The organism is Candidatus Methylopumilus turicensis (assembly GCF_000953015.1).
In the GTDB taxonomy this organism is placed as follows: Bacteria; Pseudomonadota; Gammaproteobacteria; order Burkholderiales; family Methylophilaceae; genus Methylopumilus_A; species Methylopumilus_A turicensis.
The window spans coordinates 1706345-1719588 of record NZ_LN794158.1 but is presented as its reverse complement, the minus strand read 5'-3'; the positions used below and the strand labels follow the sequence as shown (position 1 = coordinate 1719588).

15 protein-coding genes and 1 tRNA gene are annotated in these 13244 nt (G+C 45.1%); 7 read left to right on the top strand and 9 right to left on the bottom strand.

The window, feature by feature from the left end; translation table 11 throughout:
- Positions 1 to 266: 266 nt before the first annotated feature.
- From hemL to BN1209_RS08660, 4 genes are all read right to left on the bottom strand, one after another.
- Positions 267 to 1559 (bottom strand): glutamate-1-semialdehyde 2,1-aminomutase, encoded by a 1293-nt coding sequence (hemL, locus tag BN1209_RS08675; protein WP_045751817.1) that lies wholly within the window; start codon positions 1557 to 1559, stop codon positions 267 to 269.
- A gap of 19 nt (positions 1560 to 1578) precedes the next feature.
- Positions 1579 to 2205, bottom strand: a complete 627-nt coding sequence (gene thiE, locus BN1209_RS08670; RefSeq protein WP_045751816.1) for a thiamine phosphate synthase — start codon at positions 2203 to 2205, stop codon at positions 1579 to 1581.
- A gap of 9 nt (positions 2206 to 2214) precedes the next feature.
- Positions 2215 to 3042 (bottom strand): bifunctional hydroxymethylpyrimidine kinase/phosphomethylpyrimidine kinase, encoded by an 828-nt coding sequence (gene thiD, locus BN1209_RS08665; RefSeq protein WP_045751815.1) that lies wholly within the window; start codon positions 3040 to 3042, stop codon positions 2215 to 2217.
- 103 nt (positions 3043 to 3145) lie between these two features.
- Positions 3146 to 3219 (bottom strand) — tRNA-Gly (locus tag BN1209_RS08660).
- A 152-nt stretch (positions 3220 to 3371) separates the two neighbouring features.
- Here BN1209_RS08660 and thiS point away from each other — a divergent pair.
- The 4 genes from thiS to mltA are packed head-to-tail and all read left to right on the top strand — an operon-like array spanning position 3372 to position 5998.
- On the top strand, positions 3372 to 3575 hold the full coding sequence (gene thiS, locus BN1209_RS08655; RefSeq protein WP_045752097.1) for a sulfur carrier protein ThiS: 204 nt from the start codon (positions 3372 to 3374) through the stop codon (positions 3573 to 3575).
- 21 nt (positions 3576 to 3596) lie between these two features.
- Positions 3597 to 4376, top strand: a complete 780-nt coding sequence (locus BN1209_RS08650; protein ID WP_045752096.1) for a thiazole synthase — start codon at positions 3597 to 3599, stop codon at positions 4374 to 4376.
- A gap of 6 nt (positions 4377 to 4382) precedes the next feature.
- Positions 4383 to 4766 carry a Co2+/Mg2+ efflux protein ApaG gene (gene apaG, locus BN1209_RS08645; protein WP_045751814.1) on the top strand — a complete coding sequence of 128 codons (384 nt, stop codon included), beginning with the start codon at positions 4383 to 4385 and terminating at the stop codon, positions 4764 to 4766.
- Complete coding sequence (gene mltA / locus BN1209_RS08640) at positions 4766 to 5998, top strand: murein transglycosylase A (RefSeq protein ID WP_052661137.1); 1233 nt, start codon at positions 4766 to 4768, stop codon at positions 5996 to 5998. The genes apaG and mltA overlap by 1 nt, the downstream gene beginning before the upstream one ends.
- Positions 5999 to 6065: 67 nt before the next feature.
- On the opposite strand, the gene pqqA is transcribed toward mltA, so the two are convergent.
- The 5 genes from pqqA to glnA all read right to left on the bottom strand — a co-directional run bounded on the left by pqqA (position 6066) and on the right by glnA (position 10995).
- Positions 6066 to 6137, bottom strand: a complete 72-nt coding sequence (pqqA, locus tag BN1209_RS09080; RefSeq protein ID WP_081624291.1) for a pyrroloquinoline quinone precursor peptide PqqA — start codon at positions 6135 to 6137, stop codon at positions 6066 to 6068.
- 136 nt (positions 6138 to 6273) lie between these two features.
- Entirely contained in the window at positions 6274 to 7662 is a 1389-nt protein-coding gene (gene ntrC, locus BN1209_RS08635) for a nitrogen regulation protein NR(I) (RefSeq protein WP_045751813.1), read from the bottom strand.
- Positions 7663 to 7690: 28 nt separating this feature from the next.
- Positions 7691 to 8806 (bottom strand): nitrogen regulation protein NR(II), encoded by a 1116-nt coding sequence (gene glnL, locus BN1209_RS08630; protein WP_045751812.1) that lies wholly within the window; start codon positions 8804 to 8806, stop codon positions 7691 to 7693.
- 204 nt (positions 8807 to 9010) lie between these two features.
- Positions 9011 to 9322 carry a hypothetical protein gene (locus BN1209_RS08625; RefSeq protein ID WP_045751811.1) on the bottom strand — a complete coding sequence of 104 codons (312 nt, stop codon included), beginning with the start codon at positions 9320 to 9322 and terminating at the stop codon, positions 9011 to 9013.
- Positions 9323 to 9585: 263 nt separating this feature from the next.
- The gene (gene glnA / locus BN1209_RS08620) at positions 9586 to 10995 is read right to left on the bottom strand and encodes a type I glutamate--ammonia ligase (RefSeq protein ID WP_045751810.1); all 1410 of its coding nucleotides are present in this window, start codon (positions 10993 to 10995) and stop codon (positions 9586 to 9588) included.
- Positions 10996 to 11243: 248 nt separating this feature from the next.
- Here glnA and BN1209_RS08615 point away from each other — a divergent pair, with 248 nt between their 5' ends.
- From BN1209_RS08615 to mtgA, 3 genes are read left to right on the top strand one after another with little or no spacing between them, the layout of a single operon-like run.
- Positions 11244 to 11699 carry a rhodanese-like domain-containing protein gene (locus BN1209_RS08615; protein WP_045751809.1) on the top strand — a complete coding sequence of 152 codons (456 nt, stop codon included), beginning with the start codon at positions 11244 to 11246 and terminating at the stop codon, positions 11697 to 11699.
- A 15-nt stretch (positions 11700 to 11714) separates the two neighbouring features.
- The gene (aroE, locus tag BN1209_RS08610) at positions 11715 to 12548 is read left to right on the top strand and encodes a shikimate dehydrogenase (protein ID WP_045751808.1); all 834 of its coding nucleotides are present in this window, start codon (positions 11715 to 11717) and stop codon (positions 12546 to 12548) included.
- Positions 12549 to 12551: 3 nt separating this feature from the next.
- Positions 12552 to 13244, top strand: coding sequence for a monofunctional biosynthetic peptidoglycan transglycosylase (mtgA, locus tag BN1209_RS08605; protein ID WP_045751807.1), 693 nt, complete (start codon positions 12552 to 12554; stop codon positions 13242 to 13244).

Here is a 13244-nt window from a genome sequence, read left to right as displayed (position 1 = left end):
ACTGATAAAAACGGACACCAAATCGAGGGTTTTGGTGTCCGCTAACCCCGTCGTTGCTGGATTTTTGATAAGAAAAGACTCATCACAATCAGCACACGGGAAAATGTAAATTAATCCATATTCTTAACATATGATCTTGATTTGCTTAAATTGAAGCAACTTAATCACATATTTCACGGTGAAACCTTGTAATTCTATATACATTAACGCTCTGCTTCAACCTACATATGCATGTAAACCTTAGCTTTTGCAGAAAATTAAATCCGTTACTTTCTAGCCTTCATCTCGCTAAAAACTTTTTTGGCTGCAGCGATGGTTGCATCAATATCAGCATCGCTATGCGCGGCAGATATAAATCCAGCCTCAAAGGCTGATGGCGCTAAGTAAAAACCAGCATCTAACATGGCATGAAAGAAGCGGTTAAAGGCTTCTTTATCAGACTGCATGACTTCGTCGAAACTGGTGGGTACCTTTTCACTAAAATAAAGACCAAACATTCCACCAACAGATTGCGCACTAAATAAAATGCCCGCTTCTTTTGCCGCATGACTTAATCCATCAACCAAACGTTTTGCACTTGCCGTGAGTTTTTCATGGAAGCCCGGCGCTTGAATGAGCTCCAAAGTTTTCATGCCCGCTGCCACTGCGACAGGGTTGCCTGACAATGTCCCTGCTTGATATACAGGGCCAACAGGAGCTAAGCATTGCATAATGTCTGCACGTCCACCAAACGCGCCAACAGGCAAGCCACCACCAATGACTTTTCCAAGCGTAGTAAGGTCGGGCTTCACGTTGTAGAGCGCCTGTGCACCGCCAAGCGCTACGCGGAAACCTGTCATCACTTCATCAAAGATCAACACGGCGCCATGCTTGGTACATTGCTCACGCAATGCTTCTAAAAAGCCTTTACTAGGCGTAATTAAGTTCATATTGCCTGCAATGGGTTCGACAATTACACAGGCAATTTCGTTGCCAATTTCTTTAAATAGCGTTTCAAGACCGGGTATATCGTTGTAGTTGAGCGTCAGCGTATGTGCAGCAACCTCGGAGGGAACGCCAGCCGAACTTGGTGTGCCAAAGGTAAGTAATCCAGAGCCAGCTTTCACCAATAATGCATCTGCGTGACCATGGTAGCAGCCTTCAAATTTTACAATCTTACTACGACCTGTAAAACCACGCGCAACGCGAATCGCGCTCATTGTGGCCTCTGTCCCTGAGCTGACAAGGCGGAGCTGTTCCATACTTGGGACGAGTTTGCTCACCATTTCAGCCATGTCTAATTCACGTGCCGTAGGCGCGCCAAATGAAAGACTATTCACGGCGACTTCTTGTACTGTTTTAATCACTTCTGGATGAGCGTGTCCTAAAATCATCGGCCCCCACGAGCCAATGTAATCTGTATATTCTTTACCATCTTCATCCCACAATTTTGAGCCTAAGCCACGCTTAAAAAATATTGGGGTGCCACCCACAGAGCGGAAAGCACGAACGGGTGAATTAACGCCCCCAGGAATAAATTTTTGTGATTTTTCAAAAAGTTGTTGATTACGTGATGTCATGATGAATATGCCCAATGGCTTAAAAAAATGATGAAAATTGTTGTGCGCAAGGCGCGATTTCTTGAATGTCTCGATTAAATAATTCACCAATCACCGCAACAGCAGAAGCGCCTGCAGCAACGACACTGCCAACATTTTCTAGTGTAATGCCGCCAATAGCAACACAAGAGACTTGTAAAATTTGGGCTCGTGTAAACAAATTAAGTTCTGCGCGGGGTGCATTGGGTTTGGTCTTGGAGGTAAAACATGCACCAAAGGCAACATAGTCAGCACCAAGTTCTGCCGCTTTCTGGGCGCGATTAAAATCGCCGTAACAAGAAACTCCTAAAATTTTATCTGGCCCTATTTGCGATCTTGCAACTGCAATGTCGCCATCGTCCCCGCCAATATGAACACCATTAGCATCGAGCGCTAAACAAAGCTCAATGTGGTCGTTAATGATGAATGGGACTTGATGTTGGCGGCAAATTGTTAATAAAGCGCTTGCTTGTTCTATCCGTAAGGCATCTTGAGCAATTTTGTTGCGGTATTGAATAACCCGCGCACCCCCTAAAATGCTTGCCTCAACCATCTTACAAAGTTGATCAGTATTTTCTGAGTCGGGAGTAATGGCATACAGGCCATGAATCTTGGCGCTATTGAACATCGGTTTTGACTATTCTTCCTCGTCGTCGCGTGCCCAAAACATTCGGTCAGGAATGTATTGACCCATGCCAGGACGGAAGCCTGCTTTGAGTGTCTGCCATGTGTATTCTTGCGCTTCGAGAATCGCTTCTTCCATACTCAGGCCATGCGCGATACATGCGGCAATCGCTGAGGTGAGCGTACAGCCAGAGCCATGATAACTGCCTGGTAAACGCTCCCAGTTGTAGGATTTAATCAGGCCAGTTTCACCATAAAGCGTATTGACCACTTCGTGCGAGCGCTCATGGGTGCCAGTGACTAAAACGTACTCACAGCCAATATCTAATAAGCGCTGAGCACTTTCATCTAGTGAAGCATTTTCTGCTTCATCTGAGTCGTCATTGTAGAAAGCTAAACGACGTGCTTCGATGCTGTTGGGGGTAATTAAAGTGGCTTGTGGAAATAGCAAATCAATCATTGCAGCTTGCACATCGTCGTTCGCAAGCTCGTCGCCGCGGCCAGATGAAAGCACGGGGTCGATTAGTAATGGAGTATCAGGGTAATCGGCCATAATCTCCGCGATGACTGCCACGTTTTCTACGCTACCAATCATGCCAATCTTAAAAGCCATGACCTGCATGTCTTCTAGAATAGTGCGTGCTTGTTCGTTGATCCATTCTGCATCAAAAACCATCACATTTTCAATGCCAACAGTATCTTGAACGGTGATGCCTGTCACCACAGAAAGTGGGTGACAGCCGATGCTTGCAAACGTCAAAATGTCTGCTTGCAAACCCGCCCCGCTGCTTGGGTCTGTGGCCGCAAAAGTCATTACTGATGGTGGCATGAGATTTTTCATGGTGTATGTATTGGCGTGAAACGCACGTTAAAACTTAATACCGTATTCTAGCTTAAAACCGAGGGGCAAATTGAGAAACGAGGATTTCCGTATGGAGGAAAATTGGAGCGGGTGACGGGAATCGAACCCGCGTATCGAGCTTGGGAAGCTAGCGTTCTACCATTGAACTACACCCGCAATTGAAAGCGCACGTTATTTTACCAATTTTGTGGCGAGAGCACCGTATTTATTGGGTTTGCCAAATGGTGTGCAAACTACGTAAAATAGCTAATTAATTTTGAAAACACGTGCCGCATTGTTTTGGGCAGTTTCTGACGAGTATCCAATTGATTCAAATCACGATTAACGGTAACCCTAGAAGTTTTGATGCGGAAATCACCACGGTGGCGGCTTTAGTTGAGAAGCTCGGTTTGGTTGGTAAGCGTCTCGCGATTGAGCGAAATGGTGAGATCGTTCCCAAAAGTACCTTTGCTGAAGTGCCGTTGCAAAATGGTGATAAATTGGAAATTGTGGGTGCTGTCGGTGGCGGTTAAGGTTAGGTTAAACAAATGAGCATGAACACATTAAATATTGCAGGTAAGTCATACAACTCACGTTTATTGGTGGGGACAGGTAAATATAAAGACTTTACTGAAACGCGTGCGGCGATTGATGCGAGCGGTGCTGAAATTGTGACGGTGGCAATTCGCCGTACCAATATTGGTCAAAATGCAGGTGAGCCTTCATTGCTCGATTATTTACCGCCCGAAGAATTTACTTATTTGCCTAATACCGCTGGTTGTTATTCAGCGGATGATGCGGTGCGCACTTTACGTTTAGCACGTGAGTTGTTGGATGGTCACAAGCTGGTCAAACTTGAGGTGCTTGGCGATCCAAACACGCTCTACCCAAACGTGATTGAAACGATCAAAGCAGCTGACGTGTTGGTTAAAGACGGTTTTGATGTGATGGTTTATACCTCTGACGATCCGATTATTTGCAAGCAGCTAGAAGAAATTGGTTGTTGTGCCGTTATGCCGCTTGCTTCATTAATTGGATCAGGCATGGGAATTTTAAATCCTTGGAATCTTCAGATTATTATCGAAAATGCCAACGTGCCGGTGTTGGTGGATGCTGGCGTGGGTACGGCATCTGATGCAGCCATTGCAATGGAGCTTGGCTGTGCAGGTATTTTGATGAATACCGCGATTGCAGGTGCAAATGATCCCATTTTAATGGCGTCTGCCATGAAAAAGGCTGTAGAGGCAGGCCGTGAAGCTTACTTGGCGGGCCGTATGGCGAAAAAACTTTATTCAGCTACCCCAAGCTCACCAACCTCTGGATTGATTACCTAGGCTGCCATGACTTCTGATAAACATTACGAATGTTCGGTGACGGTAAGAACAGAGTTTTTACCTGACCAGTCTGATCTTCAAGCGGGTCGTTATGCGTTTTCTTACCACATCACCATCACGAATACAGGCACATTAGCTGCCCAGTTAATTAGTCGTCATTGGGTGATTACAGATGCTGAGCAAAAGGTTCAAGAAGTCCGTGGGTTCGGCGTGGTGGGCGAGCAGCCATTGTTACAGCCATCTGCGACATTTGAATATGCCAGTGGTACGGTGCTGACAACCACTGTTGGTACTATGCATGGCACTTATCAATTTACCGCAGTTGACGGTACGCAATTTGATGTTCCTATTCCTTCCTTCACGTTGTCCATGCCAAGGGTTTTACATTAATGCTACACAAAAGGATTTTGCGTCTTTCATTTTTGTTGATCAGTTTGATGATGCTCAATGCCTGTGATCGGTTCCAAGTAAAGCCAACACCTCCCGTGAAGCCTGACTGTGATTGCCCGGTTCAGCCTACTCCTGCTTTGAAACCTGCAGAAGTGAAACCGGAACCTATTAAAGTACCAGATTATGGTCTGCTTAAACCGGCGGATTGGCAGGAGTTGGATGCAATCACGAAAGATGATGTCACTAAAGCATGGCCAGCTTGGAAATTAGGATGCGCCTCGCTCAAAGCTAAGCCAGCATGGCAAGCCGTTTGTAATGAGGCGGATAAATTAGAGACTCCCTCTCATGAGAGCATCATTGATTATTTTAAAAACAATTTTGCCGTGTACCGCACTACAAACTTAGATGGAACGAATACGGGTTTAATTACTGGATATTATGCGCCTGTCATTAAGGGCAGTCGTGTTAAAACCGACAAATACCGATTTCCTTTATATACCCGTCCAGATGACTTAATCACGGTAGAGTTATCTAGTCTTTTTCCTGAGCTAGCCAACAAACGGGTACGTGGTCGGGTAGTGGGGACTAAGTTAATTCCTTATTACAACCGTGGCGAGATAGAAGCGGACAATTCCCCTTTAAAAGGGAAGGAATTTGTTTGGGTCGATGACCAAATTGATTTGTTCTTTTTACAAATCCAAGGGTCTGGCATGGTGCATTTTGATAACGGTGAAAAAATGCACGTCGGTTACGCAGATCAGAATGGTCAGTCCTATCAGTCTATCGGGCGGTTGTTGATAGAAAAAGGTGAGCTAACTGCGGATAAAGCCTCAATGCAAGGCATTAAAGACTGGTCACGGAATAATCCCAATAAGTTGCGAGACTTACTCAATGCTAATCCTAGCTACGTTTTTTTTCGTGAGTTACCACCAGGACTGCCAGGTCCGATCGGCGCACTTGGTTCGCCAATATTGGCTGAGCGTGTAGTGGCAATTGATCCTAAATTTGTGCCACTAGGCGCACCTATTTTCTTGTCGACCAATTTACCTATCGCCAATAAATCATTAAATCGCTTAATGATGGCACAAGACACGGGTGGCGCAATCAAAGGGGGAGTACGTGCTGATTTTTATTGGGGCGCTGGCGATGCTGCTGGTAAATCTGCAGGATCAATGAAGCAACAAGGTAAAATTTGGGTATTGTTACCGAAAGATTTTCCGCTACCTAAATAAGTAAAGTTGAAAAGTGGCAGGCATAAAAAAAGGAGCAATTAAGCTCCTTTTTTACAATCTTTAAAAATTACTTGTTCATTACGTACATAGTAACTTCAAAGCCAAAACGCATTTCTGTAGCTGCTGGTTTAGTCCACATAGTAATTCTCCTAATGTTGTTTTAGTCGCTTCATCTAAATGAATCAGCGGGTGAATGAATAATACGCTCAACGTAAAACTAAGCACTACCCTAAGTCATTAAAGATGACTAATGAAAATCATTAGCCGTTTCTTTGCTATTCCTCAATATTCAACTCTTGAATTTTACGCGTTAACGTATTTCGCCCCATGCCAAGCAATGTTGCGGCTTCGATACGACGACCGCCAGTGTGCTGCAATGCTTTGGTGATAAGAATTTTTTCAAATGTATTTGCGCGGGATTCAAGAATATTTTGTTCGCCACGGTTAAGGGCGCTTATTACCTCAGCGGCAAGCCCTTCCTGCCAAGAGTTCGTGCTGGCTAATTTTGTAGCATCTTCTTTAAGTTCAGGTGGCAAATCAGCCACATCAATATTTTGACCGGGCGCCATAACAGTCAACCAGTGGCAAACATTTTCTAGTTGCCGCACGTTGCCGCTCCAACTCATGCTGCTTAAGTACTTCAATGCTGCGACAGTAGGTTGTTTTGGATCAACGCCCAATTCAGTCGCGCTGTGAAGTAAAAAGTGTTTGACGAGCAATGGCACGTCTTCTGGGCGCTCACGGAGTGCTGGCAAACGAAGTCGTATCACGTTTAGTCGGTGGAACAAATCTTCGCGGAACAGCCCTAATTTTACCCGTTCCTCTAAATCTTGATGGGTGGCGGCAATAATTCGCACATTCACTTTAACGGGTTGATGACCCCCTACCCGATAGAATTGACCATCACAAAGCACGCGCAATAAACGTGTTTGTAGATCAGAGGGCATGTCACCAATTTCGTCCAAAAATAAAGTACCACCGTCTGCTTGCTCAAAGCGTCCGCGTCTTGTGGCTTGTGCGCCTGTAAATGCGCCGCGTTCATGACCAAATAATTCTGACTCTAATAAGTCTTTTGGAATGGCGGCAGTATTAATGGCGATAAAAGGTTTGTCGGCGCGTGGGCTATGGCGATGTAAGGCGCTTGCAACCAACTCTTTACCTGTGCCTGATTCTCCGTTAATTAATACGGTGGCATGTGAACGGCTTAAACGACCAATGGCACGAAACACTTCTTGCATTGCCGGCGCTTGCCCGATAATTTCTGGTGTTTCTTCGACCACCGTTACTTCTGTATTTTGATGTTGGCTTTCATCAACAGCACGACGGATCACATCAATTGCTTGATCGACATCAAATGGTTTCGCAAGGTATTCAAAGGCCCCGCCTTGAAATGCTGCAACAGCACTTTCTAAATCTGAGTAAGCCGTCATGATAATAACGGGTACATCAGGCAGTCGTTGTTTAATGACCTGTAAAAAATCCAAACCAGAACCATTAGGCATGCGAATGTCACTGACAATGACTTGCGGTGTTTCATGACTCAACGCATTTAAAGCCTCGGGCGTTGATGAGAACGTTTTGAATTCCATTTCAGTCCGCGCTAATGCTTTTTCAAACACCCAGCGAATCGATTTGTCGTCGTCGATAATCCAAATTGGTTTCATGCTGACCCTTCAGTCGTATTTGTTTAATTTATTGCTTAATAACATGGCCCACCATCACGGAGCTTTCAATCGGTAGCAAAATCGTAAAACAGGTTTGACCTGGTACGCTTTCGCATTCAATCATGCCGTGGTGCTGAGTAATAAAAGTTTGGGCCAGTGTTAACCCTAAGCCGGAACCACCTTCACGCCCTGAAACTAAAGGAAAGAAAATGCGCTCGCGGATGTCGGCAGGGATGCCCGGCCCGTTGTCGACGATTTGTAATTTAATCGCCACACGGTAGCGTTTTTTAGCAAGCGTGACTTGGCGTTCTGCACGTGTGCGCAAAATGATTTTGCCGTCTTTTTGGCCATTCGCTTGCATGGCTTGTGCTGCATTTCTGGCAATGTTGAGCACTGCTTGAATCAGCTTTTCTCGGTCACCAATGATTTCAGGCAAGCTGGTATCGTAATCGCGCTGCACGGTAATTTTGAAAGCATCTTTTGAGAAACCTGAAGGCGACTCTGCAAGCAATAAACTTCGGACGCGCTCTAAGACTTCATGAATATTTGTCGGCTCATATTTTGGTACGCGATGGGGTACCAGCAATCTATCCATCAGCAGCTGAAGACGATCAGCTTCTTTGATAATGACTTGCGTATATTCGCGGAGGCCCGCATGTGGCAACTCGTGTTCAAGAAGTTGCGCTGCGCCACGTAAGCCCCCAAGCGGATTACGAATCTCGTGCGCTAAATTACGAAGTAGCTCGGCATTAGCTTGCTGTTGCACCAGCATTCGCTCTTCACGTGCCATACGGAGCTGCTGATCCATCTGTTGAAATTCAAGGACCAGGCAAACACTCGGGTGCTCTACTGGTGTTACGGTGCAGGTCACTGCAAGTGAGTGCTGTCGAATGGTGGTGATTAAAAATTCATGTTCGCGAAATGGGCTGTTCGTGCCCATGGCATTTTCAACAGCAGAGTGGAGAATTTCGCAGCCAGGAAATACTTGTGAAATTGGCAAATTGCTAATTTGTTTGGCGCTAAAAGCAAACAATACTTCAGCACCGGGGTTAGCGTAAACGACATGACGCGCCTCGTTGAGCAATATGACGGCAGTGGCCAAATGCTCAAGTCCTGAAAAAGAAGAAGGTATTTTATGATCCATTGTTTTGTAATAAGCAACCTATATGCCAACAAGACGAAAGCATTAATAAATCAGTTACCTGCTTGCGAGATTAATGAACGACGCAAAGCGACATTCTAACCTGAATCACTTGGGTGCACTATTTTAGTGCGCCAATTTCTTTTTTCAGTAACTCGATATTTTTTTGGTGCATGCTTATATCGTTTTGCACGGATTGGTTTTGAGCTAACTCAAGGGCTTTTTTTCAGCATTCAACTCGGACAATAAGATTTCTTTGCGTTTATCATCACGCTGAATTTGCGTTTGCTTGTCAATTTTTGGGAAGTCATTTGGCGTTGGGGTGGCTTGCTTGTTTGATGGGCTTTTCGCGCCATTTTCACGCATGATGATTTGGCAATTTTTGTAATTCACTTTGGTATTGCCGTCGACAAAAGTAGATACGCCTCCATCGCCCGTGCATTTATAGATATCTGCAAATGCATGGCCTGTATACATCAGCGCAGATTGACATAATGCAACAATCACATTTGTTTTCATAAAGACTTTGTGGAGAATATTTTAAGGAAAAGTGTACGTTTTAAGCGGGGGCTAATCAATGAAGTTTGGCCAATCCGCATCTAAAGTGACATATTTTGCGGCTTAACCCACTAGGGGCCAATTTACTGAGCGTTTAGGTTATGTCCGTTGAACATATCAGCTAAAGCTGATTGTTCTAAGGCCGGAAGCCAGTAAACTCCCAAGTAAAGTGCGAAAAAAAAGGCGGGTGACCCCGCCTTTTTGACTTGCTAATTTAAAGCTAATTAGCAGCTATAGTACAAACCAAACTCAGCTGGGTGTGGTGTCATACGTAACTTGTTCACTTCTTCCATTTTCAATGCAATGTAAGCATCGATCCAGTCATCAGAGAACACACCGCCACGCGTTAAGAACTCGCGGTCTTTGTCCAAGTTAGCCAATGCTTCTTCTAATGAAGCACACACTGTTGGGATCAAAGCATCTTCTTCTGGTGGAAGATGGTACAAGTCTTTAGTTGCTGGCTCACCTGGGTGAATCTTGTTTTGAACGCCATCAAGACCAGCCATCATCAATGCACTAAATGCCAAGTATGGGTTAGCGATTGGATCTGGGAAACGAGCCTCAACACGACGTGCTTTATCAGAGTGAACGAATGGGATACGGATTGAAGCAGAGCGGTTTTTAGCTGAGTAAGCTAATTTAACTGGCGCTTCAAAGTGTGGAACCAAACGTTTGTATGAGTTAGTACCTGGGTTAGTAATCGCGTTCAATGCTTTAGCGTGCTTGATAATGCCGCCGATGTAGTAAAGCGCGAAATCGCTCAAACCTGCGTAGCCGTTACCAGCGAACAAGTTTTTGCCATCTTTCCAGATTGATTGGTGAACGTGCATACCTGAACCGTTATCGCCAGCGAAAGGCTTAGGCATAAATGTTGCAGTTTTACCGTATGCGTGTGCAGTATTCAACACTACGTATTTAGTAATTTGTGTCCAGTCAGCGCGCTCTGTCAATGTGCTGAATTTAGTACCGATTTCACATTGACCAGCAGTAGCCACTTCGTGGTGATGCACTTCAACAGGCACGCCCATCTCTTCAAGTGCGATACACATTGCAGAACGTACGTCTTGCAATGAATCGACTGGAGGCACTGGGAAATAGCCACCTTTAACGCCAGGGCGGTGACCAGTGTTACCACCTTCAAATTTTTCGCCTGACGCCCAAGCACCCTCTTCAGAATTGATACGCACTGAGCTACCGCTCATGCTGACATCCCATTGGATTGAATCAAAAATGAAGAATTCTGGTTCTGGACCAAAGTATGCTGTATCGCCGATACCGCTTGATTTTAAGTATGCTTCAGCACGTTTTGCCAAGCTACGTGGGCAACGGTCGTAACCTTTACCATCTGTAGGGTCAACCACGTCACAAGTTAAAATCAATGTTGGCTCGTCCATGAATGGATCGATGTTCGCTGTATCTGGATCAGGCATCAACTGCATATCAGATGCTTGAATACCTTTCCAACCAGAGATTGAAGAGCCATCAAATGCGTGGCCTTCAGTGAATTTTTCTTCGTTAAATGCTGAAACAGGCACAGTAACGTGTTGTTCTTTACCACGTGTGTCGGTGAAACGGAAATCAACAAACTTGATGTCGTTATCCTTCACCATTTTCATTACGTCGGCGATAGCCATTGAGTTCTCCTAAAGTACACTTAATAATTAAACAAAAAATCAGACATATTTTACGAGCAAAAAATATGCCAATATGAAATTCGTATATCTCATTATTTTCACACATATAGTTAGAAAAGAGAACCAAAAACGCACGCCCTAGTTTTGTGCGTTACATGTAAATTTGCACCAAATTAGTGCGCCCGTGCGATTGTCCCTAAATACCGCTATACTTTCAGCATAATTGTAAAGATGACAGAGGAATTAAAATGGAAACCATTTCACCTATTTTAGAAAAAGCAAAACAACGTGCCGCAGACTTAAATCTTCCTTATGCTGGTGCGTTAACACCGAGTGAGGCATTTAAGATTTTGCAGTTGACGCAAAATGCAAAATTGGTTGATGTGAGAACACGCGCTGAGTTGGAGTTGGTTGGACGTGTTCCTCAGGCAACCCATATTGAATGGGCGTTCTATCCTGGCATGGTGGCCAACCCAGATTTTTCCGCTCAAATCAAAACCCAGCTTGATCCTGAAGCGCTCACCATTTTTATGTGCCGCACGGGTGGCCGTTCACATAATGCCGCTGTGTTAGCGGCTCAACTCGGCTTTTCAGAAGTCTACAACATGCTAGAGGGCTTTGAAGGCGAAGCAACGCCAGATACTAAACAGCGTTGTAAACTCAATGGCTGGAAAGCGGCGGATTTGCCTTGGACAAACGCTTAGTCGGTATTTAATGATATGACCGATTTTTACGCCGTCATTGGCAATCCGATCGAACATAGCAAGTCGCCTGTGATTCACCATGCATTCGCGCAATTAACGCATCAAGACATTCAATATGAGCGTGTGCTTGCCCCTTTGGATGCATTTAACGAAACAGTTCATGATTTAATTAGTCATGGTTTTAAAGGTGCGAATGTCACGGTCCCTTTTAAGCTCGAGGCATTTGCGATAGCCAACCGACTTACAGAGCGTGCGCAAGATGCGGGCGCAGTGAATACGTTAATATTTGATGCAGAAGGCATCATTGGTGACAACACAGACGGTGTAGGCTTGGTTCGCGATATTACCCAAAACATTGGGGTTGCATTTGCGGGGAAGCGCGTGTTGCTCATTGGCGCTGGCGGAGCCTCAGAAGGTGTGTTGCATCCTATTTTGGCTGAACACCCTGCGCTACTGATTATCACTAATCGTACTTTGGACAAGGCGCTTAACATGGTCAAGCGTGTAGAAGCGCGCGACGAGATGTTGTTTGTTTCTATCAATGCCTATGCGTTTGATGATCTGCATGGTCAGCAATTTGATATTGTCATCAATGCGACTTCTGCTGGATTAACTGACAGCCACTTACCGCTTCCAACAGGAATTTTTGCGCCCAATGCCTTAGCTTACGACATGATGTATGGTCGTATCACACCATTTATGGCATTTGCACTTGACCATGGTGCAACTGTGTTTGGTGGACTTGGTATGCTAATAGAGCAGGCCGCTGAGGCGTTTTCTCTATGGCGTGGTGTGCGCCCACCAACGGCGCCGGTCATTGAAATGTTCAAACAACAGGCTAAAGCTTAGCGGATGCGTGTCTCACCTACTTTTTGGCGCGTGTTGAAATGGCTGGGCATCATTATTGTGATGTACCAGCTTTGGATTTTTCTCCATATTTGCTGGTGGATAAATCACAATCCATCAACCAGCGCTTTTATGGAGGATCGCTTAGAGGTCCTGCAAGAAAGCAACCCAGATGCTGTCCTTAAACATCGCTGGGTCGATTATAAAAAAATTTCCCCCAACTTAAAACGTGCACTGATTGCGGCAGAAGATGCTAAATTTGTAGATCACGAAGGCTTTGATTGGGATGGCATCCAAAAAGCTTATGAAAAGAATATTAAAAAAGGCAAAGTGGTCGCTGGCGGTTCAACCATCAGCCAGCAGCTCGCCAAGAATTTGTTTTTATCAACTAAGCGCACGCCTTGGCGCAAAGCGGAAGAAGCCATGATCACCGTCATGCTAGAAGCGACCATGAGTAAGCGTCGTATCTTTGAGATTTACTTAAACGTCATCGAATGGGGTAACGGCATATTTGGCGCAGAAGCGGCCGCTAAATATTATTACCATACCAGCGCCAAAAACTTGAGTGCTAACCAAGCTGCAAAGCTAGCAGCGATGGTGCCAAACCCCAGGTATTACGATAAGCATCGTCAAGCCAAAGGGTTGATCCGTAAAACGCGGATTATTGAGGCGCGTATGAATAGCGCCGAAATTCCTTAA

What these genes read in the sequence shown, in the direction of transcription:
- hemL (WP_045751817.1), bottom strand. Translation starts at nt 1,559, where the DNA reads ATGACATCACGTAATCAACAACTTTTTGAAAAATCACAAAAATTTATT.
- thiE (WP_045751816.1), bottom strand. Translation starts at nt 2,205, where the DNA reads ATGTTCAATAGCGCCAAGATTCATGGCCTGTATGCCATTACTCCCGAC.
- thiD (WP_045751815.1), bottom strand. Translation starts at nt 3,042, where the DNA reads ATGAAAAATCTCATGCCACCATCAGTAATGACTTTTGCGGCCACAGAC.
- BN1209_RS08650 (WP_045752096.1), top strand. Translation starts at nt 3,597, where the DNA reads ATGAACACATTAAATATTGCAGGTAAGTCATACAACTCACGTTTATTG.
- apaG (WP_045751814.1), top strand. Translation starts at nt 4,383, where the DNA reads ATGACTTCTGATAAACATTACGAATGTTCGGTGACGGTAAGAACAGAG.
- mltA (WP_052661137.1), top strand. Translation starts at nt 4,766, where the DNA reads ATGCTACACAAAAGGATTTTGCGTCTTTCATTTTTGTTGATCAGTTTG.
- ntrC (WP_045751813.1), bottom strand. Translation starts at nt 7,662, where the DNA reads ATGAAACCAATTTGGATTATCGACGACGACAAATCGATTCGCTGGGTG.
- glnL (WP_045751812.1), bottom strand. Translation starts at nt 8,806, where the DNA reads ATGGATCATAAAATACCTTCTTCTTTTTCAGGACTTGAGCATTTGGCC.
- BN1209_RS08625 (WP_045751811.1), bottom strand. Translation starts at nt 9,322, where the DNA reads ATGAAAACAAATGTGATTGTTGCATTATGTCAATCTGCGCTGATGTAT.
- glnA (WP_045751810.1), bottom strand. Translation starts at nt 10,995, where the DNA reads ATGGCTATCGCCGACGTAATGAAAATGGTGAAGGATAACGACATCAAG.
- BN1209_RS08615 (WP_045751809.1), top strand. Translation starts at nt 11,244, where the DNA reads ATGGAAACCATTTCACCTATTTTAGAAAAAGCAAAACAACGTGCCGCA.
- aroE (WP_045751808.1), top strand. Translation starts at nt 11,715, where the DNA reads ATGACCGATTTTTACGCCGTCATTGGCAATCCGATCGAACATAGCAAG.
- mtgA (WP_045751807.1), top strand. Translation starts at nt 12,552, where the DNA reads ATGCGTGTCTCACCTACTTTTTGGCGCGTGTTGAAATGGCTGGGCATC.